Annotated in this window: 28 protein-coding genes and 1 pseudogene; 16 read left to right on the forward strand and 13 right to left on the reverse strand. The window is 32.9% G+C overall.

Annotated features, from left to right (window positions below; all coding sequences use genetic code 11):
- Positions 1-288 precede the first annotated feature (288 nt).
- The gene (locus ACMT7R_RS01945) at positions 289-525 is read right to left on the reverse strand and encodes a hypothetical protein (protein WP_415309755.1); all 237 of its coding nucleotides are present in this window, start codon (positions 523-525) and stop codon (positions 289-291) included.
- 701 nt (positions 526-1,226) lie between these two features.
- Here ACMT7R_RS01945 and ACMT7R_RS01950 point away from each other — a divergent pair.
- The 4 genes from ACMT7R_RS01950 (at position 1,227) to ACMT7R_RS01965 (ending at position 3,931) form a co-directional block, all read left to right on the forward strand.
- Positions 1,227-1,532 (forward strand): hypothetical protein, encoded by a 306-nt coding sequence (locus ACMT7R_RS01950; RefSeq protein WP_415309756.1) that lies wholly within the window; start codon positions 1,227-1,229, stop codon positions 1,530-1,532.
- 444 nt (positions 1,533-1,976) lie between these two features.
- Positions 1,977-3,476: an ATPase domain-containing protein gene (locus tag ACMT7R_RS01955; protein ID WP_415309757.1), complete on the forward strand. Its 1,500-nt coding sequence runs from the start codon at positions 1,977-1,979 to the stop codon at positions 3,474-3,476.
- Positions 3,477-3,495: 19 nt separating this feature from the next.
- Positions 3,496-3,621, forward strand: coding sequence for a hypothetical protein (locus ACMT7R_RS01960; protein ID WP_415309758.1), 126 nt, complete (start codon positions 3,496-3,498; stop codon positions 3,619-3,621).
- Entirely contained in the window at positions 3,614-3,931 is a 318-nt protein-coding gene (locus ACMT7R_RS01965; RefSeq protein ID WP_415309759.1) for a hypothetical protein, read from the forward strand. The genes ACMT7R_RS01960 and ACMT7R_RS01965 overlap by 8 nt, the downstream gene beginning before the upstream one ends.
- A gap of 40 nt (positions 3,932-3,971) precedes the next feature.
- Here the strand turns inward: ACMT7R_RS01965 and ACMT7R_RS01970 are convergent, their stop codons facing one another.
- Positions 3,972-5,867, reverse strand: a complete 1,896-nt coding sequence (locus ACMT7R_RS01970) for a sensor histidine kinase (protein ID WP_415309760.1) — start codon at positions 5,865-5,867, stop codon at positions 3,972-3,974.
- Positions 5,868-6,665: 798 nt separating this feature from the next.
- Between ACMT7R_RS01970 and ACMT7R_RS01975 the strand changes: the two genes are divergently transcribed.
- On the forward strand, positions 6,666-7,079 hold the full coding sequence (locus ACMT7R_RS01975; protein ID WP_415309761.1) for a hypothetical protein: 414 nt from the start codon (positions 6,666-6,668) through the stop codon (positions 7,077-7,079).
- A gap of 456 nt (positions 7,080-7,535) precedes the next feature.
- Here ACMT7R_RS01975 and ACMT7R_RS01980 read toward each other — a convergent pair whose 3' ends face one another.
- From ACMT7R_RS01980 to ACMT7R_RS01990, 3 genes and pseudogenes are all read right to left on the reverse strand, one after another.
- A complete protein-coding gene (locus ACMT7R_RS01980; RefSeq protein ID WP_415309762.1) occupies positions 7,536-8,180 on the reverse strand; it encodes a YsnF/AvaK domain-containing protein in 645 nt (214 codons plus the stop codon).
- A gap of 1,668 nt (positions 8,181-9,848) precedes the next feature.
- Positions 9,849-10,010, reverse strand: a pseudogene (locus ACMT7R_RS01985) (tryptophan-rich sensory protein); the annotation flags it as partial.
- 414 nt (positions 10,011-10,424) lie between these two features.
- Complete coding sequence (locus ACMT7R_RS01990; protein ID WP_415309763.1) at positions 10,425-10,763, reverse strand: hypothetical protein; 339 nt, start codon at positions 10,761-10,763, stop codon at positions 10,425-10,427.
- Between the two features lie 12 nt (positions 10,764-10,775).
- Here ACMT7R_RS01990 and ACMT7R_RS01995 point away from each other — a divergent pair, with 12 nt between their 5' ends.
- Positions 10,776-11,078 carry a hypothetical protein gene (locus ACMT7R_RS01995; RefSeq protein WP_415309764.1) on the forward strand — a complete coding sequence of 101 codons (303 nt, stop codon included), beginning with the start codon at positions 10,776-10,778 and terminating at the stop codon, positions 11,076-11,078.
- 1,077 nt (positions 11,079-12,155) lie between these two features.
- Here the strand turns inward: ACMT7R_RS01995 and ACMT7R_RS02000 are convergent.
- From ACMT7R_RS02000 to ACMT7R_RS02010, 3 genes are all read right to left on the reverse strand, one after another.
- Positions 12,156-12,410, reverse strand: coding sequence for a hypothetical protein (locus tag ACMT7R_RS02000; protein WP_415309765.1), 255 nt, complete (start codon positions 12,408-12,410; stop codon positions 12,156-12,158).
- 441 nt (positions 12,411-12,851) lie between these two features.
- Positions 12,852-13,274: a hypothetical protein gene (locus ACMT7R_RS02005; protein WP_415309766.1), complete on the reverse strand. Its 423-nt coding sequence runs from the start codon at positions 13,272-13,274 to the stop codon at positions 12,852-12,854.
- A 52-nt stretch (positions 13,275-13,326) separates the two neighbouring features.
- Positions 13,327-13,536, reverse strand: coding sequence for a hypothetical protein (locus ACMT7R_RS02010; protein ID WP_415309767.1), 210 nt, complete (start codon positions 13,534-13,536; stop codon positions 13,327-13,329).
- 325 nt (positions 13,537-13,861) lie between these two features.
- Between ACMT7R_RS02010 and ACMT7R_RS02015 the strand changes: the two genes are divergently transcribed.
- From ACMT7R_RS02015 to ACMT7R_RS02030, 4 genes are all read left to right on the forward strand, one after another.
- On the forward strand, positions 13,862-14,059 hold the full coding sequence (locus ACMT7R_RS02015) for a hypothetical protein (protein ID WP_415309768.1): 198 nt from the start codon (positions 13,862-13,864) through the stop codon (positions 14,057-14,059).
- A 1,200-nt stretch (positions 14,060-15,259) separates the two neighbouring features.
- Positions 15,260-15,589: a hypothetical protein gene (locus tag ACMT7R_RS02020; protein ID WP_415309769.1), complete on the forward strand. Its 330-nt coding sequence runs from the start codon at positions 15,260-15,262 to the stop codon at positions 15,587-15,589.
- 221 nt (positions 15,590-15,810) lie between these two features.
- Complete coding sequence (locus tag ACMT7R_RS02025) at positions 15,811-16,134, forward strand: antibiotic biosynthesis monooxygenase (RefSeq protein ID WP_415309770.1); 324 nt, start codon at positions 15,811-15,813, stop codon at positions 16,132-16,134.
- A 719-nt stretch (positions 16,135-16,853) separates the two neighbouring features.
- Positions 16,854-17,123 carry a hypothetical protein gene (locus ACMT7R_RS02030; RefSeq protein WP_415309771.1) on the forward strand — a complete coding sequence of 90 codons (270 nt, stop codon included), beginning with the start codon at positions 16,854-16,856 and terminating at the stop codon, positions 17,121-17,123.
- Positions 17,124-17,510: 387 nt separating this feature from the next.
- Here the strand turns inward: ACMT7R_RS02030 and ACMT7R_RS02035 are convergent, their stop codons facing one another.
- Together ACMT7R_RS02035 and ACMT7R_RS02040 are read right to left on the reverse strand one after the other, a co-directional pair.
- Positions 17,511-17,702, reverse strand: coding sequence for a hypothetical protein (locus tag ACMT7R_RS02035; RefSeq protein WP_415309772.1), 192 nt, complete (start codon positions 17,700-17,702; stop codon positions 17,511-17,513).
- Positions 17,703-17,929: 227 nt separating this feature from the next.
- The gene (locus tag ACMT7R_RS02040; RefSeq protein WP_415309773.1) at positions 17,930-18,580 is read right to left on the reverse strand and encodes a plastocyanin/azurin family copper-binding protein; all 651 of its coding nucleotides are present in this window, start codon (positions 18,578-18,580) and stop codon (positions 17,930-17,932) included.
- 332 nt (positions 18,581-18,912) lie between these two features.
- Between ACMT7R_RS02040 and ACMT7R_RS02045 the strand changes: the two genes are divergently transcribed.
- Positions 18,913-19,164 carry a hypothetical protein gene (locus ACMT7R_RS02045; RefSeq protein WP_415309774.1) on the forward strand — a complete coding sequence of 84 codons (252 nt, stop codon included), beginning with the start codon at positions 18,913-18,915 and terminating at the stop codon, positions 19,162-19,164.
- Between the two features lie 347 nt (positions 19,165-19,511).
- Here the strand turns inward: ACMT7R_RS02045 and ACMT7R_RS02050 are convergent, their stop codons facing one another.
- The gene (locus tag ACMT7R_RS02050; RefSeq protein ID WP_415309775.1) at positions 19,512-19,805 is read right to left on the reverse strand and encodes a hypothetical protein; all 294 of its coding nucleotides are present in this window, start codon (positions 19,803-19,805) and stop codon (positions 19,512-19,514) included.
- Between the two features lie 913 nt (positions 19,806-20,718).
- Here ACMT7R_RS02050 and ACMT7R_RS02055 point away from each other — a divergent pair.
- Positions 20,719-20,988, forward strand: coding sequence for a hypothetical protein (locus tag ACMT7R_RS02055; RefSeq protein WP_415309776.1), 270 nt, complete (start codon positions 20,719-20,721; stop codon positions 20,986-20,988).
- A 165-nt stretch (positions 20,989-21,153) separates the two neighbouring features.
- Here the strand turns inward: ACMT7R_RS02055 and ACMT7R_RS02060 are convergent, their stop codons facing one another.
- Positions 21,154-21,363, reverse strand: a complete 210-nt coding sequence (locus ACMT7R_RS02060; protein WP_415309777.1) for a hypothetical protein — start codon at positions 21,361-21,363, stop codon at positions 21,154-21,156.
- A 274-nt stretch (positions 21,364-21,637) separates the two neighbouring features.
- On the opposite strand from ACMT7R_RS02060, the gene ACMT7R_RS02065 reads away from it, so the two are divergent.
- The 4 genes from ACMT7R_RS02065 (at position 21,638) to ACMT7R_RS02080 (ending at position 23,483) form a co-directional block, all read left to right on the forward strand.
- Positions 21,638-22,156, forward strand: a complete 519-nt coding sequence (locus ACMT7R_RS02065) for a hypothetical protein (protein ID WP_415309778.1) — start codon at positions 21,638-21,640, stop codon at positions 22,154-22,156.
- A 223-nt stretch (positions 22,157-22,379) separates the two neighbouring features.
- Positions 22,380-22,727, forward strand: a complete 348-nt coding sequence (locus ACMT7R_RS02070; RefSeq protein WP_415309779.1) for a hypothetical protein — start codon at positions 22,380-22,382, stop codon at positions 22,725-22,727.
- A gap of 378 nt (positions 22,728-23,105) precedes the next feature.
- Positions 23,106-23,294, forward strand: a complete 189-nt coding sequence (locus tag ACMT7R_RS02075) for a VOC family protein (protein WP_415309780.1) — start codon at positions 23,106-23,108, stop codon at positions 23,292-23,294.
- An 18-nt stretch (positions 23,295-23,312) separates the two neighbouring features.
- Positions 23,313-23,483 carry a hypothetical protein gene (locus tag ACMT7R_RS02080; protein WP_415309781.1) on the forward strand — a complete coding sequence of 57 codons (171 nt, stop codon included), beginning with the start codon at positions 23,313-23,315 and terminating at the stop codon, positions 23,481-23,483.
- A 323-nt stretch (positions 23,484-23,806) separates the two neighbouring features.
- On the opposite strand, the gene ACMT7R_RS02085 is transcribed toward ACMT7R_RS02080, so the two are convergent.
- Positions 23,807-23,950: a hypothetical protein gene (locus ACMT7R_RS02085; protein WP_415309782.1), complete on the reverse strand. Its 144-nt coding sequence runs from the start codon at positions 23,948-23,950 to the stop codon at positions 23,807-23,809.
- Between the last annotated feature and the right edge of the window lie 7 nt (positions 23,951-23,957).

Below are 23,957 nucleotides of genomic sequence, written 5' to 3' on the forward strand. Positions count from 1 at the left end.
AATTGTTATTTTGAATCTATGTTTCATGTATGCGTGAGATTTAGACCTTTTTAGCTTTTAAATGAAAGTAAAATAATTTTAAGGTTAAATCCTATAAGAAAGTATAGAAATGACCTTTTATTTGGTATGCTCAGGATGGAGTTATGAAGGTTGGAAAGGGGTCTTTTAATCGAGATACTAATATTACAAGCTGGCTAATCTTTCAATCAAAATTAATTAAATTTGAGAGATGAGTCCTTGAGAATTCCATTTTTAAATAGAATATTACATACTAGTGATTCCAGATAACTAATTTCTTCTAATACTGGAAATACCAGCAAATCCAAGTAACATACATAACACTCCTATGAATACCTTGATGTAAATCCAACCTATATCCCTATTAAAACTAAAATCATTAAAAGCACTACCCCAGAGGATTAACCATCCTAAAAAGAATATCATTGTAATTATTATCATGAATCCTTTCCCTGGCCTATTTGGGTATGTTTTCCCATAGAAGTGCTCATCTGGCCCTATATCCATTATCTGCTCTGTTATGCGATTTTTATAGAATATAAATTGTATAGATCACCATTGTATTAAAAAGATCTAATAAATTGAGATTATTTTTCTCCTAGTTCTCCCAGTGATCTTGTTGCAAAATATTGATATGCATCAATCATGAGCTATTTAGAAACACATCAACATCTTAATTCCATGTTTTTACAATGATAAAGGATGGCGAGTGTGAGATTGTGTGAAGATAAAGTGTTTTCGATCCCCAATATGATATACTTAATGATTAAAAACAATGATCTTGAAAATGAATCTTAAAATCAACCAAGTTTGAGTTTAATTAAAATGAAACAGAAAAATCTTCTACAAAAGTATATAGATCAAATATTATATTTTAATTCAATGAAATGCCTTTTTATAATAATATTATTGGTCATATTTGGGTCTACTTCCCATTTCGTATCCAATATATACGCACAAACAACTGGCGACGAAATTGCAAATATGATTGGTCCTGCCTTAGATGAATTATCTAAGGACCTTCCTCTCAAAAAGATCCATATTCTTTATACACCAGTGTAAAATATGGAATTACTTTAGAATACCCATATGATTGGGTTATTGATGATACTCCAAATAGATTTATCTCCAAATCTGATATTCAGATTACAAATCCTGATGATAAATATAATGCATTTACTATTAATCATGACCAAGATAAAACACTGATGACTTCCATGGGTGGTTTACTGAAATATGATCAAGAATTTATCAAATATATAGAAGAAAATTATCCTGAGGAACGAATTGTTGAATATTCTAATTATTCAGATTATAAAATAGGAGGATATGAAACGGTTAAACATACAACTGCTAAAGGACCTTATATAATATACGGAGTTGAATCATTTATCGTGGATACTCCAAATGCTATATACCGTATAACATATCAAAATAGTGCAGAATTATTCGACTCACCAGAATCCCAAGAAATAATGAATCACTTGATAAATTCTATCAAGTTCTTAGACTAGACACATTCGCGCCTCGCTTGCGAGCGAGGCGCTTCCTCCCATTGCTAAAGAAAAACTCATTTGATGTTAGTAGCGTTTTATTGTTTCTTCCCTGTATTTTTTCCTCATCTCCCAGCCACGGAATGACCGAGTTCTTAGTTTATAGTTACCACATGGATATTACGTATTTACATTGGTTTATACACTTCCAAATTGAAACGTGACTTCTCTTAACATTATGTATGAATAACAATGCTTTGGAAACACTTCTAGTTGACAGTCCAAGAAAATACAAATACAATGCACGGTCAATATCTAACGAAGGTGTTCTGTTTCTTTTGGTTAACATATTAGAAATGGGGCATCTTCAAGCCATAGATTTTTCGTTAAGTTAACAGTACCTATTACCACGATCTAACAACCTTATATAGCATCATTATAATAAATTCATAGAATAATTTGGATTTGGATCATAGAATATCAACTGGCGTTCCAAATCTTGATGCTTTAATTGAAGGTGGAATACCTATGGGGTTTACTGTAATGGTAGCAGGTAATTCAGGCACTGGAAAGACCATACTTGGCTCACAATTCCTATATGAGGGTTTAATCTCGCAGCCTAATGAACACGGTGTTTATATCTCCTTTAGTGAATCAAAGTCCCAGTTTTACGCAACTTCCAAAAAACTAGGGATGGATTTTGAAAAATTTGAGAACCAAACCAAGTTCATTTATCTGGATTTTGTCTCACTTTACAATGATGCAATACAAGATGCTTTTGAAGAAATTCTAATCGCCATCAAAGCAGTCAACGCAAAAAGAATAGTACTCGATTCTTATTCAGCAATAGCAATGTCATTTAAAGATAAAATTGAATCAAGAATTACAATTCAAGTATTTTTGGGAAAAATCATGAGGGCAGAGGGTATAACGTCTATAATCATTTCAGAGATTCCACATGGAAGCCATGATTTAGGCAACGGAATCGAAGAGTCTGTGGCAGATGCCGTTATAAAACTTGAACATGGGCCAGACAACGCATCTCCAATCTTTCTTCAGGTATTAAAAATGAGGGGAACTGCCATTAATAGAGAGAAGCATGTTTGCACAATTACTAGCAAGGGATTGATATTATATCCTAAACAAAAAATAAGAATGGACTTTCCTGCTTCAGAGAATAGAATTCACACCGGAATTGTAAATCTCGACGAAAAAATTGATGGAAGTGGACTTATCGAAGGAACGTTATCTGCTATTATAGGGGCTAGCGGTTCTGGGAAATCCACTTTTGCTTTTCAATTTATTGTAGAAGGTGTTAGAAAATATAATGAATCTGGAATATTTTGTTCGCTAGAAGATTCGCTAGAAGAGATAAGGAGAACGGCTAATGGATTTGGCTATAACATGGAGGTTCTTTTATCACACAAAGAAAGTCGCGATGGAGGAAGAAAAGAAGCCGAAGGGGAAGTGGACTCAGAAAAAGTTGAAGATAACGGAACTGGAATGTCAATCTTAACATATAATCATGTCGACTATAATCCAGACGCCTTTATAGCAAGTTTGGAAGAGGAAATCAAGAAAAAGAGGCCAAAACGATTAGTCATAGACGGTCTCTCAGTTTATGAACTTAGATATAAGAGCGAATTACATGATATAACCGAACGTATTTCTAGTCTTGTGCGTAAATACCAAATTACTACCCTCGTTACCCTTCTTGGAGCCCAAAAGGATATTTTTCAAGTTACTGAGATGAATTTGTCCCCTCTTTTTCATAATGTCATCCTGCTTAGATTTGTAGAATTGTATGGACGTATGAAACGAGTAATGATGATCTTAAAGATTAGTATGTCTCATCAAGATGGTGCCATATTAGAATTCGTAATTTCAAAAGACAAAGGCATAGAAATCGTCGGTCCCATTGGGGAGGATTACACTGGGATTTTTTCGGGTGTAGCGAGAAAGTAACAGGTAAAGGGATAACTAAATGATGAGATTCACTATAACAACAATGACTAACGATATCTCTCTTGTTTTGTTAAGTCAATCTAGTGCATTAGGAATTTCACCGGGACATATGGTCATTGGACCTGGATTGAACTCCCTTGGATGAAAGACGATTTGCAAAGCTCTATGAAGAGTCTGTAGATGAAGCGCTTTCAGTATTGGGTCCGCATATTGCCAATCTTATAAAATTTTATGTATTTGAAAAATACTCCCTTAGGTTAAAGGATACCTACAATAATCCGACGGTACTTACAGAATCCTTAAAATCCGTGATCGATGGAGCAACACGAGTTATTCAAAGACGAATTCTTCGTTTATTATACGAAAAGGTAGGAATTGAACCTCATTTTGTAATTACAGAGGGTTTTGAAAAGAAAGTATTAGAGGCAAAAGAACTATTTGAAAAGAAAAAATAATTGTTTACTGTTACAACAATAGTATTTGGACATTCTTCTTCTATTCCAATGTCGCTGGCAATGTAAATCTAAAAGTTGCTCCTTTTTCGTTCGTGTTGTTTTCAGCCCAAACCTTCCCCCCATGGGCTTCGATAATGGCTTTTGAAATGTATAATCCCAGTCCAGTTCCAGAGGCTGAAGTGGTTATAAACTTTTCAAATAACCTGGGGATCACTTCAGAATCCATACCTTTGCCTGTATCTTTAATTGTTACCAATAACTCATTTTTAATATCTGAACTCTTGTTGTTTCTGTCACTTTCTGTATTATTATTACTATTACTGTGCGTCATTTTGGTTATTATAATGTTTATACTATTACCATTTGATTTACTATTAGTCTTGTCATTGTAAATGGAGTTTAAGGAATTATTTATCAGGTTGGATAGGACTTGAATGATCTTACTACGATCTAACATTATATTCAAAACAGAAGGGTTATTTTCTTTTTCATCGGATAAATTCCACGAAGAAAGGATCTCCACATTCTTAATATATCTTCCATCACCATTCTTTTCGCCCTCTTCATTTCTCTTCTGTACTTCGACCTTATAGTCTTTAATTACGGTATCAATTAAATCTATTAAATTTGTTTTTTCTTTATGTAAAACAAAGTTTCTAGACTCGATTCTTGATATGTCAAGCAAATCCTCAACTAATCTGGCAAGCCTATTACAGTTTCTCTCAATAGAGTTCATGTAATTCTGATTAGTGATATCACCAACAACAGCGTTATCTAACAACTCTATATAGCCTAATATGGCTTGTGTTGGTGTTCTAAGCTCGTGGGCGGCCAAGTTAATAAATTCGAGTTGTGCGTCAGAGTATGTCTTTAACCTATGGTTATATTCCTCTAACTCCTTGTTTGAACTCTCTAGTTGAAGTTTTGTTTCGACAGCATAATTTAGAACTTCTTTTTCGTTTAATAGAGTATCAAATAACGACCCAAAATTACTTACCACGGATTTATTATTGCTATATACCGCAAGGAAGCCATTATTCGTAGATTTATCCCCTCTTTTGCTGTCTATCAAAATTAGCTTAGCATTATCAACTATGATCACAGTACCAATAGGACCGGAAACACCACTAAGACGAACGTTTTCCTCTGTAGACGAAACAAAGTTTTCAACATGCCTTCTAGTCATATCTGATTTTCCATCTTCAGGATAAAGAATAATTAATCTAACTCCTTTCTTGTTGGCACGTTTCAATTCTGCATGAAGACCAATGTTCCAGAAATATCTCAAATGATGAAGTAAACCTATGGTTAGTAGTATCTCCGATTTAGAATTAAGTACATTGGATATTAGTAATGATTTAATGAGTTCCTTAATTCTTGTTATTTGTACTATGTTTCTACTATCATTATCAAAAGGCGTTACTGAATCAAGATTCTTACTTTCAAATTCGTAGTCGCTAAATTTGATACTAGTCTCTTTCTCCTTTTTTAATTCTTCAATTTTTTCATCCGCAGGTATAGAATTCTGCCACAGTATGTCAAATATTTTCTCTTGATATTTTACAATTTCACTTGTAGAATTATGGATAATAGTTACATTAACATTCTTGTCAAATTCTTCTTCGTTGTCCCCATATGATTTGCATTTGGTCTCGGTCGAAATAAAAGAAAATTTGTTTTCATAAATGATAGAGTTAACTTTGAGATTATCTAAATGATGAAGTTCAAATTTTTTCATCATAGCCTTACAATAGTCCAAGTTTTCTGTAGTTATTTCAATTATGTACCTGCTGCATATTCTTTCGTTTGAAATCTTTTCTATAGATTCAGATGGATAATTCATTAATAATTTATAATTCGTCGATAAAGCCTCGAAATTTCTGAAATCACCAAGTATGTCAAGTTTTATTTTTGAAGTAAAAACTTTTCTTGACACTATTAATTATATATATGATGGCTTTTAAATTTGTATATTAAGATGACAACCATAATTCTTATGATTTATTAAATGGTTTAACGTAGATTAAATACACTAGTACAAATATTGAATTTGTAGCTAGAGTAAGAGTAGTTATATTGATCTCTTGATTGCAATTTATTAAGAAAAGCTTTGAGGCAGAATTTGATCTTATAATAGAAACTATTATAAGGGAACACTGCTTGTTATCGTGGCTTCGATTCATAAAATTATGTTAATGTCCTTGTCAGATTTGTGAATCAAATAGTGTCTGATAATTTATCTCAACTAATAAAATATCAAAATGTCCTTTACCCTGTTATTGGTATAGGATAACCACTGATAGTGATTCATTTCATGATGAATACCTATCGCCAGATACCTATTGACCTCCCTTCAGCCTCAACCCTAACCAGAATATCACACGGAATTTAAACCCGCCGGAATATGGAATCCGGTTTGGGTTTGGGTTTACCTCATTTGTTTAAGATCGACATCCACAATGAAAACATTACTTTGCTATAGCCTTAAGGGCTTGTGACAAATTTACCTGCATCATAGACAACAATACTTTGAGTATCTGGTGAATCCCTTATTCTAATTACTAACAACAGTAATTTTATGAGTTGAAGCAATAATAAAATGGATGACGGTTAAATAATTGAACAAACATCTTACAATAAGACGGTGACAATAATACCACATAAAATTGGTGAATTCCTTCTACAGTGTTATCAAAAGTATTACAATACCATATCTTTAAATAAGAATCTATTTATGTCAGGAACATCAGGATTTCTTTCTAGCATAATTGTTGCACATTTTGTTGCGCAATACTCTATCAATTTTGTTCTTAATTCTGCATTGACCGTGGTAGCAGGATTTTTAACATATAAGATAATTTTTGCAATTCTTTTTCATATTGACAATAAACGAAAATATACAAAGCGATTGACTGGCAAAATTAACTTTCTTGCATTGAGACGAATTTTGATTAAAATGATATTTGCAAGTTCGGTATTTGACACTGTGAATAATGTAACGAGGTTTCTTCTCATAATACAATTACTAAGGTTAGAATATTCGGCTGTCGAGGCTGCTACGTTATCATCACTAATTGCTTCATTGCTATCATATGTGACAATAAATTTTATTGTAAAATATATCCATCTATTTAGGCAGAAGGGATAAAATTCACAACATTCTGTTTACGATAAGGGTAAAATACAAGATTTAATCTAATACAAACTTGACTTTTTATTCATAGTCTATAACATAAGAATTCCTCAAAAAAGAATAATAAGAGATATTTTTATGTATGATATTTAAGAAACTGTTGTGATTTAATGTTATCCTTTCGATAAGGTCTGAAATTCCAGAGATGTAAATCAACAAATAGTTTTTAATCACTACATATTTCGTGTATATAGGTAAAAATGTAAATATATCTAGCATCATATTTTTTTGCGCCTTCAACGTAGTCAACATCTCAAATATCTGCCAAGGTAATGAAATGGCAGAAACCACGTAATAATTTTGTTTGACGTTGTTACTCCAAAACTATAGAGTCCATAGTAATCATCAAAAGTTAGATGTAGATTTTTTTACTATTCAAGGATTTATGAGATTCATCCTTCTAATTTTGTTCTACGGTATGGCTGGCGGCGCATCAACCTGCTCGGATGCAATTTCCTCTGTAAATTCTCTGGTTTCCGTGACAGGCTTTTTCTTTACCACTACTTCTTCTCTAATATAGGGAGTTTTAGATACCACTACTTCTTCTCTTTTTAATGGTATTTCAATCACTTGTCTTGATCTCACAGGCTCTTGTGATGTAGATGTATCTCCCGTTGGTTGTCTTGTTTCGAATGAGACCTCCTCATGGGTCACTTCTACCTGGATAGTTTTTGTTTCTTTCAAGGGTACCTTAATAATAGTGGCTTGGCTTTCCTCAACTCTTTTTTTCACGTCCAATCTTTCCTCAACCAGTGGTATAGTCACAGGGTCGCTTTGTGGAAGATTAAGCCCTTGATCCCTATTTTGGAATGATGTTGGAAAATCATCTCCCTGATACGCATCCATTGCATCATCTCTCGAAACACTGAATCTAAGAATATCACCATCATAACTTTTGGCCTTTTCTTGAGGTATGAAAAACTTTTGTTTATTGATCATACCTTTTTGAACGAAAACATAACCATTTGAAATATCTTGAACCTCACCAAAATCCTCATCATTTGATCCTCTGGCTTCTCTTTTAATAACATCATTCCAATTAATAGTTGAACTCATATTATATTATATATAACACTGTATATATAGATAGGTAAAATATTACTTGATATGGTAATATTAGTTTTAATCATAATATATATCTCAATCATACGCTTTAACCACGAATCAGCTGTAGTACAAATGATTTAAACAGCAATATTTTTAAATTACGGATTTTCATTTGATGTCTTGGAGATTCCACCAATTGTATATATTCAATCCCCAATGGGATCAATTCTATAATCATTTCGTTAGCAGAAGAAGCAAAGAATGTTTAGGATAATATCGATAAGGAAGCAAAAGAGCACAGTGTAGCCTATCAAAAGGCAATATTAAATGGAAACCCAGTTGCAGCAGTCATAATTAAATATTCAGAAGAAAAGAACTGACACTATGATTATTGGAAGTATACTGTTACGAATTCCTGAATTAGAAATTCTGTATGAAGCTGAAAATGCTTTATGAAGAGGACTTTGTTCATGAACAATGCACTATAGAAGCATATGTTCACCAGTTGGGATAACTGAGTGTAAAACCATGGACAGCAATATTAGGATGATCCATATTTAAAAATCAAATTCAGTTCTAGATTGAAAATCAATTTACATCCATTGTTATTTACTACATGACTCGTTTCTTCATGAGGTGGAATATTGATGGAACTCATCGCAATTCATATAGCGTAATTATTTTTATTAATGCAATGATAATCCTAACAATATCTAACTATTAGGCATCACAAATTAATAGACATTAAATCATTATATGGAGATAGCAGGCCCTGTTAACTTAACGTGATTTTTCAAATGTTTTCCAATATTTCATATGGATTAGGATGAATAATATCAGAACATTATGTCTCAAATCGTGCATAAACTCCAAACAAACTTGTCGAAAGTGAGTAGTTTGGCTCAATGACAATTCAAATTTACCCTAATTCAAACGCTTAAGTTAACAGGGCCAGATAGCATCATCATCGAAGGAAAATCCCAACAGGCTAAACAATCAGATTTCATCTTTATGTTTAAAAACGTAAGATAACAATGTTTTTACAGCCTCGTTATCGATAGTTATGATATTATTCTTTAATGATATTAGACCATTTGAATTTAACCAATCAATATCTTTAAAATTATCAAAGTCTAACCTGCCATCATTCCCAAATACTTCATGTTATAGTTCACCTATGGACAACTCGGTTTCATTGATTCTTCTATTATGGTAAGAACATAATTGAATACAAACTCGCAATAATTCACTTTTATTTGGTGACGGGTTTTCTTGATTACCATTATTCATATTTTTATTTCCTATATTATTTCTACCATTTATCACTTGTTGTGACTTTTGCCAACCAGCCAGTTGTTATTGACATGCCTGAATTAATTTTTTTAGATTCAAATCAATTATCAATTCATAAATATTTGACCGATTCTTATAGCAATATTCAAATTCCTCTGACTCCCTTTGACCAATTCCTATATACGCTAAAGGCCATCACCACAATAGTTTTGTCCAAGTGTCACTGTTGCAGTAAATCATATATCCATACAACTAAGTCACCGTATCCAAAAGATAAATAAAAGTAACAGTTCCCATATGCTACATGGATTCGAAACCCACCGGGCCCGTTTGATTTGTATACTGTTTTCCTTAGCAAATTAACTCATTAAAAAATTAATTGATTTAATTAAGCAAGAAAATCATAAAGTTTAGCATAGAAGCGAAAATTATCCAGACTAAATATAGAATTAAAAGTATCATAGCAAGTTTCGAAATTGATTTTGCATAAATTATAGTAACTATTGCCATAATATCAAGTAGCATGATATCTAGTAATCCTAGGAATGGTGACCTTAATCAAAAAAAAAACAAGAATTGTTTTTAACGCAAATAAAATCATATCCATTTCAAGTCACTTTTATATAAAGTATCCAAAATTATGTTAATCATTTTCCCATAGTAAATTCATTCTTATATCATTAAATAGTCGAAGTTGTATTATTATAGAATCGCGTGCATAAAGATATGGGTTTCTACCAAATAAACTATCAAAGATATTTGAAGTTGACAGGAGATGCCATATTCAAAGATATTTTACTCTATCAGAATATCAGTATCCCACCTTTATGAAAAGATATTGTAATGAATTTTTTAGGATTTATACATATCTGGATAATGGTAAAATAGGTGATCTAAGGTAGCAAGTTGAAATTAGTTCCATAGATAATTAATGCGAAGAGATTAACCACCGAATAAGCATCAGGAGTAGTCAGTACCTGGTTCTCCAAATGTAGCACCATTATCATTTGATGTTCTGAACAATACTTCATTGCTCCCAGATTTATTGGTCCACCAAGCGACGTATACATTATCTTCTGATACAGCGATTGGAGCATCAATTACTAAGTTTGTGTGTCTTCTATCTGAAAATAGTTGAGCATTAGCTCCAGAATATAAGAAATCAATAGCGCTGATCGTAATAATAAATATTGCACCCGTAATAATCGTTAAAACTACACAAAATCTAATAGAATTTTGCATGTTATCAATTGGAATAATAGTAATAGATAGATAAATGTCTGTTATATAATTTCTCAAAACGTATCAGCTTTGGAATTTGTATTACCGGAACAGGACCAAAAAGATCTTGTCGAAGCTTCAGTGGATTTAGAATTATCAAGATGTTATACTCAAACATATCTACTGAAAGCAGATAAAGAAACTTTACAGGAATGTTTCGATAACCTAATGGAATATGCGCAATTAGTATGTGTCCCACCATTTGGTGATTTAGAGTCAGAAAAATGTCAGATAGTGGAAGATTATGTAAGATATCTACATTCTGAAATGAATCCTTCTGTTCGTGAGACTGATCCGTCACGTTGCGCGGCTCCGCCGCGCCCAGTCTTTTAACACGGGGATAACTAAGAGAACACATAATAACCAACAGAATCGAATTATCAATAACCCAATTAGACTTTGAAGAATTAGAAATATGAGAGGGTATTTCATTACAAATTAAAATTCTTAAAGAAATAAAGGAACGATGGGCCGCCCTATTGGGCGGCCCTCCATTTTCCTTTTTGCTGATGAGACTCTATTCAAAATTAATATCTCTTGATTGTTTCTTCCCTGTACTTCTTCCTCATTTCCCAGCCACGAAATGATCTTGTTCTCAATTTGTAGTTACAGCACGGACAATATACATTAGTTTTCCAATTTATGAATATCTCACATACGCTGCATCTTTTCTGTCCTTCTTTATACCTTGATGGAATTTCATGATTTCTCTTAGCCTTGTATCTTATACATATTCCATTGCAACTCATGCCGATTAGAACTGGAAAAATAGTTCTTAAAGGGGATAAATATGTACCTAATTTAGCAATTCCTTCATCAACTCATCTAACACTGGCCTTATTCTTTTTGTTATTATCTCGTTGATGTCGGGTCTATAATAGTGATTTACAAATACAGAACTTGAAATTCTTCACTAAAGTATATCATATAGGGTTTTACATCCATATTCATTTGTCTTGTTAAGAAACATGGAATCGAATTAACCTTTGGATGGATCGCTAGTTAGTTAAGTCTAGATCTGAAAGATCTAGACGACTTACTCGTAACATTTGTGCGAAGTGCGGCTACATTACCATTTAGAGGGATCGCGGGTTCAAATCCCGCACTTCGCACTGCTTTGAGATAGACTTGAACCAGTCTGTATACAAATCAGCCTACTTTATCTCTGTTCTCTGGACGTATTGAAACAGTTTTGAGTATCTATAATTTCATAAGCCAAATAAATTCGGGTCTTGCAAGTTAGGAAATTTTGGAATTAGAGATGCAAGCCACGAAGTGAACTTTTCAGGAACTAATGTTAACTTTGACGATCATTATCGGTTCATAATTAGGTCGCATCGGTATAATGGTTTGACTAAGGCTGTATTCATTCTTAGAAAAAAGGTCATTAGAATAGCCTCCATTTCTGTTTTAGTATCGTATCAAATCCAAAGCTAATCTTAGTTTGGTAATTTCTTCCTTTAGAACATCCCTTTCTTCCTCTTCCTTTGAATATCTTAACAATCTTTCACATGCTTGAATTTGAGCCAACATTAATTCGCCTTTTTCCAAACAAAGATTATGAGAAGACTCTAAGAAATGATACGAAACACTCTTTCCTCTTTCTTTACATCCACTTGTTTTTGCTTCTACCAAATATGGTATTTCGTTTTCAATTATGTTCATACCTATCTCTCGTAGTACGGATTAATAGTTATATCTGCGACGTAAATAATGTAAGTACTTCTATATAGAATATTTACTTGTTACTATTTGGGATATGCTTGGGACCTGCAATGATTAATGATATTTATATGCCAGTTAAATTGAGATATCTGGACAAATGATATGCTTTTTATATATTCTTTCCCAAAACCAATACTCATCGAATATTCGAAAAATCTTCGATCGTTAACTAAGACTTGCTAGAGAACGGGGTCATCATCAAATTTACTTTATTTTCTAGACTGAAGCGAGAAGAGATATCAATATGATAATTTTACATAATTCTGATTTAAATTTGTATCAAGTCTAACGACTGGTGTTATTTGTGGTTGACTGGTTGAGTGTATTTAGATTTTTGTAGATAAATTACGACATGTCGATTAGAATCTCAAACTCCTACTACTAAATAATATTAAATCTTCTCAGAGATTGATTTATTATTATCCTGAGTGTAAGAATACTTGAGAAGAACAAAAAATCATTAATGTTATCTCCCATAGGAGCAGATATAGTAATATTTATCATGAAAATTCCCAATTTTATTATGACACTGGCGGATTCAAATTCCAAACCCCACAATAGTCCTCTAATCAAGTTTCTAGGTGATGAACTTACCTTGTATGACTGGACTTTGTGGTCATTGCTGATTTTGATCTGAATGTCATATCTATTAGACAAAAAAGAAAAAGGATAACTTACATGCTTAAAAACACTGGATATCAGAGCTTGGAATACAGATATAGCAACTATTGTTACTGCGAAAACATCTAGTATTGTTGTTATCAGTACAACGAATTCAGTGACAATTGGTAAAAAAATAGGCACTTGTTACAGACAACCCTGTTGACAAAAAAAGAAAAAGAACTACTTTCATTCATTATTTTTTTGGTTCTCTGACATGTTTTTTCACATTATCTTCGTTCTTGTAATGTTTACTTTTTTTCACTATCTCCTCTTGCATATTGTAATTTCTTCTTTCCCATTTACAATGGAACTGCCCTGCTCCACAATTTTTTTGAACAACCAAGTGTTGTTTGTCTACCAAATCTTTTGAATCACTCCAAATTGTTTGGTTAGTCTTAGACAATTTTTGATAAATACATATCATATATTCACAAAGGCGTACAATATCTCCAAGCTTTCATTTTTGGCGTCTAGACAGCAAATATCATGACATTGTAATATTTCCAATAAACCCTATTTTCTATGGTCTGTCTATCGTATATCCTAATCTGATTTCAATTTGTTTAGCTAGTTTTTCAACATACTGGGTTGATTTCTGATAATATTTTAAATAAGATTGACCACATTGAATAAAAAATAATACTTGTACTCATACTTCAATAGACTGGTCACTATCTTGTTTATATTCCAAATAAGTACACTCTATTCTGTGAAGTGAGTGGTTTCGGATGACCCGTAAGTTTTGTTGTGAAAAGTTTGAGGAAGAATATAAAAGTGAGTGTATTAGACATGATACTGAGATTTTCAAATATTCTGGAGATCATAAAGGAATTTATTATTTGATGTTTGAAGGCAATATTGCCAGCGCCCCTTTGATATTTTGTCCATATTGTGGCACACGTTTGATAGAATCTAACTCCTCTTAGGGTATTCGAATCGATCTTGCGACATACGTTATCTCCTCTTCAAAAGTAATAAAAGTTCCATCAGAATTCAAGACAAGGTGAGCTACTTATTAGCCATATACAGAGGCAATTTTGATTCCGGAATTCTGTTAGCATTGTTGCATTAATCTTAAGACTATATGCAAAAATGATACTCGTTGCTGTAAACTTTGGAAAAATTATTTTAAAGATTAATATTGTTGATAATTGTTTGTAATTGGCAATACAATTGATATGCGAAAAATGCAATAGAGAATATGATTGGAAGGAATCAATTTACAATAAGAAACTGCATTGCTTTGTCTGTCCTTACTGCAAAAGCTAATTTTGAGAAATACAAGGTCACGGATATCTTTACTTTAATATCATGATCTTTTACAAAAATTTTGATCAAATTTTAGGTTTATCATCGTATTGTAAACTGATACTTTAAAAATCCTTTGTAACTTCTTAGGAGGTCAAATATGTTGTTATTTTCGTCTGTTTGACAAATTATCAAATCCGATTTCTGGTCGAATCTTGCGAATCCAAACGTTCGTTTAATTACAACAAATAATTTTGACATGTCTTATCAAATGAGAAGGCCTTATGACAAAAGTCAATTCTCGCTATTTTATTAATTTTGACTATGGGGCATTGATAGAAATAGGAAAAAAATTCTACAGAAACTTTTAACGATCCTAATAAGGGGGAATTTCATACTTCAATCATAACGGGGAACGCTTTAGAAATTTTAATTTTTCCCAACACTTCCCGGATGGTAAGGGGGATAAGCAATACTATAACTCCTTTGAAATGCATCTTCTGAGATTGGCATAACAATCGATTATGTAATTATGGAAAGCAACAGATCGCATGCTAGTCTAGATTATCATGTCCACAAAGGTAAATTCCTGGATTTCCTGCCGCCAATCAAACACTTTATGGTCAATGGAAGAACTGTAATTTATTTTCTAGATTCTAAATTTGTAAAAGATAAGCAAGGCCAGACATGATCTCATTCATGGCTACTAAAAAACTTGACGTTGGATGCTATCAATCACTTATTTAAAATTAAGGAAATCTGGTTTTAAGAAGCCAAACTTGACCACTGTAGTCAAAGATCCCGAGATAATACTAACATTATATTTGGAATCTCTCAACTTCCCTCTAAATGAACCTGAAATTCTGTGGAACCGTCGGATGACTACTCATATTATGAAAGGTTTTAGAGGAGTGTTCTTTCATGTAGAAAAACTGTCCAAAGAAAAAGGCATCAAGTTTAGGATTATTGTTGAATCAAGTGAAGGGATCACAAGGTTTCTAAACTCCATGAAATATCGTGAGGTAAAACAATTAGACACTGTGCCAGAAAACTTTCAATTGATTGATATCAAGATATGTATAAAACCACTGTTTGAACGTGATAACGAACAATTTAGTCAAATACTGTGGAGCAATTCGACATTATTCGTAAGTGAGAAACAAAATCAATTTGAGGATCATTGGAAAATAGCTCGACCGCATTATTAAATAGGATTAAATTAGTTGGTGAAAGTGATCTCAAATACCAAGACTTTTCAGGTAAATATGAATATATCCAAAAAAATAAATAAATGAATTTGCTTGTTTGCTCTAGGTATCCATTATCCTGGAATTTTAGAGCATCTACTCCAAACTATCTATCCTGTAAATTAGCCTTTAATGGATCAATCTTTTTATTCTATTGGTGATAATTAACAATATCAGTAGATATGACTTTAATAAGAATAGACAAGGACATTATTACTTTAATCAATGTTTTTACGGTTGATCCTTCAAAACAACAACAACTAGTTGATGCTCTCATTGAAACTACCAAACAAGTTTGGCGATTACAAGATGGCTATGTATCTGCCAGTATCCATAAAAGTAAGAATCGAAAAAGGGTAGTAAACTACGTTCAGTACAAGGGGAAAGACGCGTTTGATAGAAGGCTTGATAATCCTGAGGCCATAGTCCGTATGAATAAAATACTCTCCATGTCAAAAGCAGATGGGCATCTCTACGATGTAGTTTTTACAGATACAAAGAATTAATCATTAATCCTTACACTATTTCAATTCGTTTTATTCACATCATTGCGCTAAAATAGAGTAATTGCTATGATTTTGATCGGACTTTTTATTCTTGCCTACTTGATCATCTTATCCGTCAAATGTGTAAAATACAGAGGAACGGTGGCGTGGTATAGTTACCAAATGGAATAGCAAATGCTATCTAAAACAAGACCCGCCATATGATATGGAAATCATTCTTTTATCTTTATTTGAATACTTGGAATACTCTTAATTGTTGAAGTTACTTTCTAATTAACCATATCTTTGAATTCAAGATTTAGATCGCAAATTTCATGCCGTCATAAAAATTATCTGAATATGATTGGATTAAGAATGCATATGTCCATAATAATAGTGTAAGATTTTTGTTCATCTGGTCTAATCTCTAACGAAATAATTAGAAAGAGCCAAAGCAACATAGTTTCTTATATATTTCAATAACAAAAACTATTGTAATCACCTCAAAGTATCGTTATTTTCATTATACTGTATTGTATTGATTTACTTACCTCTTGAATGAACAATTGAGCGAATTCCTATTTTTATCCATTTTAATAATCAGAGGATATTTTTTGGCTAATTCATATTTTCTAAAACTATTTGAGATAATAGTTCTATAATCAGTTTTCATCATAATCAAACAGAAATTAGCATCCAAACTATGAAATTATTAATTTTAACTATACATTTTGATCACAATGAATAACATAACAAAAAACTATAAAGTCGGAATATTTGCAATGTTTATTGCAGCAGCACTCATAGGTTCAGTAGTAGCCTTTGGCGACAACTATGCATATGCAGGTGGAAAGAAGAAACACAATGACGCAGAGCAAGAAATCGAACAAGGTCAATCAAACGAACAGAATGCACAATGTGTATCTGGAACATTCTCATTAATTGACTGTAACAACATAGGCCTAGACCTCCAATTCCAAAACGGCAATATTGCCGCAGGACAGCAATAAACTCTTTTTATTTTTTTAAGTTTCTAATAATTAATCTGTTCTTTGGACTGTATATTTCAACTTGATAGTTCAAAATCATGAACTTGAATTTTTTTTAACCCCTAAATAACTATTAATAGTAATACTTTATGCTCATACGAAAAGCTTGAAATTTAAGATTGCTTATTTATTTACCTGTCAGTTGATTCGCTAATCATTTAAAGGCAGTTGGCGGTCCAACCGTAAAGTCTATTATAAGGGGTTCTATACAAAATTACAAAATTGGATTGCCCTTGGGTGATTTGATTTACTAAATGCTTTTAGGAACGAAACATGGTCTTGCGTTTCCAAATTTACTATTTGTATATCCACAGCGTCACTGTATGGAGGGCTTACGTGAATCCAAACTTATTTGCGAGTAACACTATCTATCTTGTAAAGGTCGTTACCTTCATTGTTATGGTTTATGTTTTCTTCTACTAATTTCAATCTTCTCTGATAATGGGCCACAACAAAACAATAATTTACTCTAATTGACGATATATTAGATATTGTTAGAATATCGATAAGACGGTAAGGCCTAGATCCAATGTCATTCATATTCTATATATCAAACTAGTTAATTCAATTGAAAAATCAAAGACAATGTAATCATTACTGTACTAAGTATTGAGATAATTATTCGAGTGGGCTAAACTAATACATCTGAATCTTGTTTACCACTATTTGATCATTTTTGGTGATTGCCCAATAAAGAATAATCAATCCAAAAAAAGAGTGAAAATAGAAATCGAATTTTTTTTTAATTCTGTATCTTTAGTTCTTTCTTAAGTCACTGTCACGCTTCCAGTCATCCAAGGATGCAATATGCATATGTAATTATAGGATCCAGGTTTTTCAAATGTTACACTGAATGTATTTCCTGAACCAGGATATTCTTGTTCAAATCCATTTGGTAAGAACCATCCTGAATTAACATATTTTTCTGTTCCTGTCAAAGTATAGTTAGCATTTGGAGTCATGAAATTTACATTATCTGATGAATCAATTACAACCGGATTAAAAGTGCGCGCATTGACAACCACAATAGTATTCATCCCGTCTTCGCCAGGTATTAGTATCGGCTCATTATTAGATCCTGGTGGGAGAGCGGTGAATTCAGTTGTATTTGAGATACTCATAGGTGAAACTACACCTGCAGTTTTATTTCCATCAAAGATAAAGGTAACAGTGTGAGGTTCGCCTACAGTTGTTGGATTATACCATGTTACAGTTTGACCCACTCGAACTTCCACATTCTCGGGGATAAATGCCGTCAACGGAGCAGTACCGTTTCCTCCTCCTGCAGCTATTTTCACGGGTTCGCTTTCTTGTGTTTGATTTGAAGTCGATGCTAATGCTACTTTTGTAGGTATGCCGTCTACTGAGAGAATTGCTAGGATTGTTACTAGTGTCAACCCTGAGATGATTATTGTCATTGATGTCGATGCTTTTGCCATCTTCAAATGCATTTGTATTTACTATATGATATACTTTTTCTTGGTATGTTATTATTGACATGAAATATGCTATCCTTATTGTACTTATTATAACCTCTCAAACCTAATTTGTCACATTCTCGCCAAGTAAATTTATTCCAAAATATTTCGGCTAGTCCTATAAAAGGAATATAAAATAGATATAAGGTTGCTATTTTCGGCTGTTCAATTTAGTTTCTGGAAAATAGAAATGATCTTGTAACCTAATTGAAATCAAATCCTTTATTGACTATCATAAAATATTTTTATATGACTTTGACTATAGGTCGATAATGGATTTTAGATTAGGGATGATGGCAATTGTGATGGTGGTTACTTCCTTGACTTTGGCTCCTACATTAGTGATGAATCAATCAGCAGAAGCAAATCATTATTGTACTGATTACAAGGGTAAATCCAAAGATTGGATAGAAGGGTGTAAACAAGGTTGGTATGATCATGATCATTGTTGGGGATATTATCCAGGGAAAGGCGATTACGCTAGAGGATACGCAGTCGGTTGGGACAAGGGAAGCTGCAGATAGTAATTTAGATAAGTAACATTAAATCCCTTTATTTTTATTTTTTGATTAGCATAGATAATACTATTTTTAGTAAAAAATTAGCGTCTTTTTGTTATGGATCAGATACAAATCTGGAATCAGTTACAATTGTGGCTGAGTTATATTATTCATTGTCATTTGAATAGAATGGATAAATTCTTGTTGAAAATTTGGTGTCTTATTGACAGCAGATAATTTGATAAACTTATCCAAGGTTTTTCACAAGAATTAAAATAGAAAATATTTTCTTCAAAAAATTTGGTTAGTTCTTAACTAACCAATTTGCTCATGAACCGTGTTTGCTCTATTTATAGAGCCTTTGGAAAGCACTATCCAGTAGAATTGGCTAATAATCTGTCTAATTCGTCATCAGCAGATTGACAGAATTCTAGTGCTTCATTGGTGTTATCATCTTCTAACTCTTGAATACAATCTTCGAGATGATCATCAACTGTTTGTAAACTCGGCTGTTCGTTGCTTGACTCGTCGTCGGTACTTGTTTGGTTAGAATTGGATTCATCAGTGCTCGCAAAGACTGAACCAACATGGCTTACTGCCATAGCGCTAACCATCAAGATAGAATAGGCCAAAATGAATATGCTTAAATACTGATTTTTGTTCATCAGGGGTTAACCTAGAGTTGGGTAATTAAGTTTTTCGTTTGTTGGTTGCTACACATCCATGTCTAATTCATTTTCTGTACTCATTTATCAAATTTACTCAATTCAACGTAAAAAATTGATAGATATTTTATCCTTGCATAAATTGTCATATTGTTTTAATGAATTTTTGTAATATGGCTGACTAGTTGAGGTAAATGATGATCACAAACAGTCGATATCTACTTTTTATTCATTTTCTCCGGTCAATTTCTAATAGTATAGAATCTTGCAATGTTTGATAACCTAAAGCGATCTATGAATATGGTGAATTGTATCTTCAAAGTTAGATTGACTAAAGTAATAATAGCAAATAAATGCAGTTTTATACTTTTCTAATCCTTTGGCCATCTTCGTTCCATTTCTCACCTCATAAGAAATATCGAATATCATAACAATATTGCTATGATGCTTGGTGATTTCGGAGTAGATAAAATAAATGTACGCGAAATTGCGTATATTATATCTGAAAGTCTTTCCCTACACATGATCAAAGAACGATCTTTGGGACATGCTGCCAAAACAATAAGGTCCTTAATTGATAATACTATGAGAAAATTCAAAATTATTTATTGAATAAAGCGGTTACTATTTGCCCACTGAAATTTATTCTCTATATCTGAAGAACAAGGTTCCAAGTTGATGTTCTCTCATATAGGTATACTTGCCATTGACTATTCTCAAAACCTCTAATTGTCATGATCTTGTCTTTCTGAACTTATAACACAATATATTGTAGAAAAATAATTTGTTCATCTAATACTATTATAAGATTATTTATACGAACAAAATTCTGTAGTAAGATTTTGTTTTAATTTTACAGTATCGAGTATCCAAACTATGATATGTTTAATTTAACCTATACATTTTGATTGAAATGAGTAACATAACAAAAAACTATAAAGTCGGAATATTTGCAATGTTTATTGCAGCAGCACTCATAGGTTCAGTAGTAGCCTTTGGCGACAACTATGCCTATGCAGGTGGAAAGAAGAAACACAATGACGCAGAGCAAGAAATTGAACAAGGTCAAGCCAGCGAACAGAATGCACAATGTGTATCTGGTGAAATTACCTTTGCTTCATGCAATAACGTCAACATCCAATTGCAAGAACAATTAGGCGATTTGGCATTAGGCCAACAATAAATTTCCTTTTTTCTTAATATTCCAAATTAATGACTGCATTCGACAATATTGATTTGTATTATTTTATTTCCGATCGTTTTGCTGCAATATAAAAAATCTATATTACATTACCAGTTCAAATATTAAAAATAAAAAAACTGTTTAATTTGATATTAAATTATGGGTTTAGGCAGATGCAGCATACAATGCTGACTGGCTATCAAAGAATAGGGCCGATGAAGCAGATAGACATTCTTTATCGCTAGTGCCATCCACTGCATAAACTTGCGGAATTACATTGCTATTGATACTGCTTAACCCTGGAGTTACTGCAATAACTGCAAATAATGTCATGGCTGCTACTAGAGTAAATCCCAAAATCAATGGACTATTCATTGTTATAATACATAAAATCTAATATTTAAATCCTATTAGAATGATCATTTCGGTCATATATCATACCAGTATCTTTTCTTTCAAAATTTGTCCAAGCTTATCTAATATCCTAAATCCACTGATTGTATCATTCACTTATGATGTCATCGTAGTTCGTAGTATTTCAACTCATGACATTATTTTGGATAAGATCAATCGGAGAACCATCAATAAAGATATTTAGGACATTTCATTTTAGCAACTTGTGATACAATTTACTAACAAGCTCATAATTATGGTGGCTGCAATTTTGACCATTTCTATGATCTCAGCTCAATCGACAATAGCTCAAGATGATGGAAGTGTAACAGGATTGAGTGCACCCAGTGAAGTGCAGACGTTTAGTTCAGCCTTTGACACATTTGTCGAATCAGACCCGCAAGGCTTTGGCGTATACGATGAAAGAGACTCTAGTACGTTTAGTCCTGGCGAAGCCATTACTTTATACATCGAGCCCGTAGGTTTTGAATACGGCACTACCGCTGAGGAAGGTGATGAATCGTTAAATACAATAAACTTCTCTGCTGACTTCATCATTTCTGACACCGAAGGTAATGTATTGACGGGCCAGCAAGGACTCCCAGTTAGTGAGATAATTTCTCATCATCAAAACAAAGAAGTGTTTATTCCATTTACTATCTCTCAAACAACACCGTTCCCAGTCGGCGACTATGTGATAACATATACTATTCATGACAGCAATTCGGGAAATAGTTTCGATATAGTCAAAGAAATCTCTATTTCAGAGGAGTAGCTACTTTTCTTTTTTTTGCTGCTAATGTTATTGTGACTTTTTAGATATCTTTTACCATTGCAATTTATTCTGTTCTTTATTTGCTTGTCATTTTATGACAAAACAGATGAAATAGGAACCACGATTTGATTACCATTTCAAATATCAAATACAATTTGGTCGCATATTACTGACAACCCAAAGAATTTATACTCTTTTGACGTTTTAGCCTATCTGCCCTGATATGGACCATAAAGATTTAGAGATAAAGAAAAGTATAATGACACACATCCACATTATTTTAGGAAACGCACCTGAAAAAAAACATACTTTTAATTCGTTGGAAGACCTCTATGCTAAAGTCTCTTTCTCCATAGGTTCAGCTCGTGAATATGAGGGTAGTGGTTACTATGGTACAGAGCTATTGGATTCTTTGAATGCTAGTATAAAATGGATGAAGAAGAGAGGCATCATTATTTTTAGAACCGATAATTCAGGAGAATCTTCGACCGTTCGAATTGACAAAGAAAAGTTGATCAAATATATTATTGATCCAGACATCAAGATTGACGATTCTTCCAACGATAATTGAACAGCTGATCATTGGGAATTCTACAAATGTAACTATATCTCTAGACTTGACGCCAAGAGTTAGATTTTCTAAGGAACAAATGACTTAATTCGCTCCTTCGCTTAGGGGGGGGGGGTCAATAGATAAGAACCTAAGATTTGGTAACCTTTTTTGTAATTGTTATAAAGTGGAATTGAGGTTTAAATTCAAGCTGATGCGAACACGGCACGATGCGGGGAGAATGAAATTACTGTCTTTTCGTCTCAAGGTGAACAACTTACTAAACTTGCTTGATCTGATATACTTTTGTGCCCCTACCTATTTTTGTATTATTTGGATAATTGTACGTATATGCGAAATAAATTTGTAATTTATCTTATCATGGAGACAATATTCTAAATGCCCGCTATAGAACATTTCGAGTCACCTGCAGGCGATATTCAAAGAGCAGTTGGATTCTATAGGGATATATTTAATTGGGAATTGGAAAAATGGGCAAATCCTGAAAATCCGAATATGGATTATTGGTTCATCAAGACCAAGGATGAAAAAGGAAATCTCGGTATAAGTGGCGGAATGATGAAGTGACAGTCATCAGATCATAAGGTGACTAATTACATTACTGTAGGTTCCATAGATGAGTACACAATCAAAATAACTGAGAAGGGTGGGAAAATTGTCATTCCAAAAACAGAGATACCTAATATGGGATACTTTACAGTTTTCTTAGATAGCGAAGGAAATATGCTGGGGCTGTATGAAGGAAAGAAATCCTAAAAACATAATACATACTAACTACCTTTCTTTATCCGTTCCAAATGTGGTGGGGGTTTTCTCATTTTATTTTAGCAAGATAAAATGGATCTGAATCAGGATTCAATAGATACTATATACTTTTTATAAAATGGCGTACATTATAATGCATGAGTGTTAGTACTCCTGATGATTTTATTGCTTGCAAAACTTGCAGTCATCCTAAATCTCTTCATTTAACGGCGAGAATGGGCAGTGCTCCTCCTTTTTGTAAAGCGGCAGGATGTAAATGTCCAAGCTTTACTTAGCTTTGCATCTAAAGAAAAGTTGTTGCAATTTTTCTTAATTCAAAAACTTGTTACTTGTTCTTGAGGATATACTAACATTCTCATTTGCCTTTCTATTGTGATAGCTCCCACGGAATATCTAAAAGAGAACGGAGTTGGAAAGACTCTATAATGGATATCCTTTTTCCAAATGCCGTGACCCAAGTCAGCG

Source organism: Candidatus Nitrosocosmicus sp. FF01, from assembly GCF_047711275.1.
Lineage (GTDB): Archaea > Thermoproteota > Nitrososphaeria > Nitrososphaerales > Nitrososphaeraceae > Nitrosocosmicus.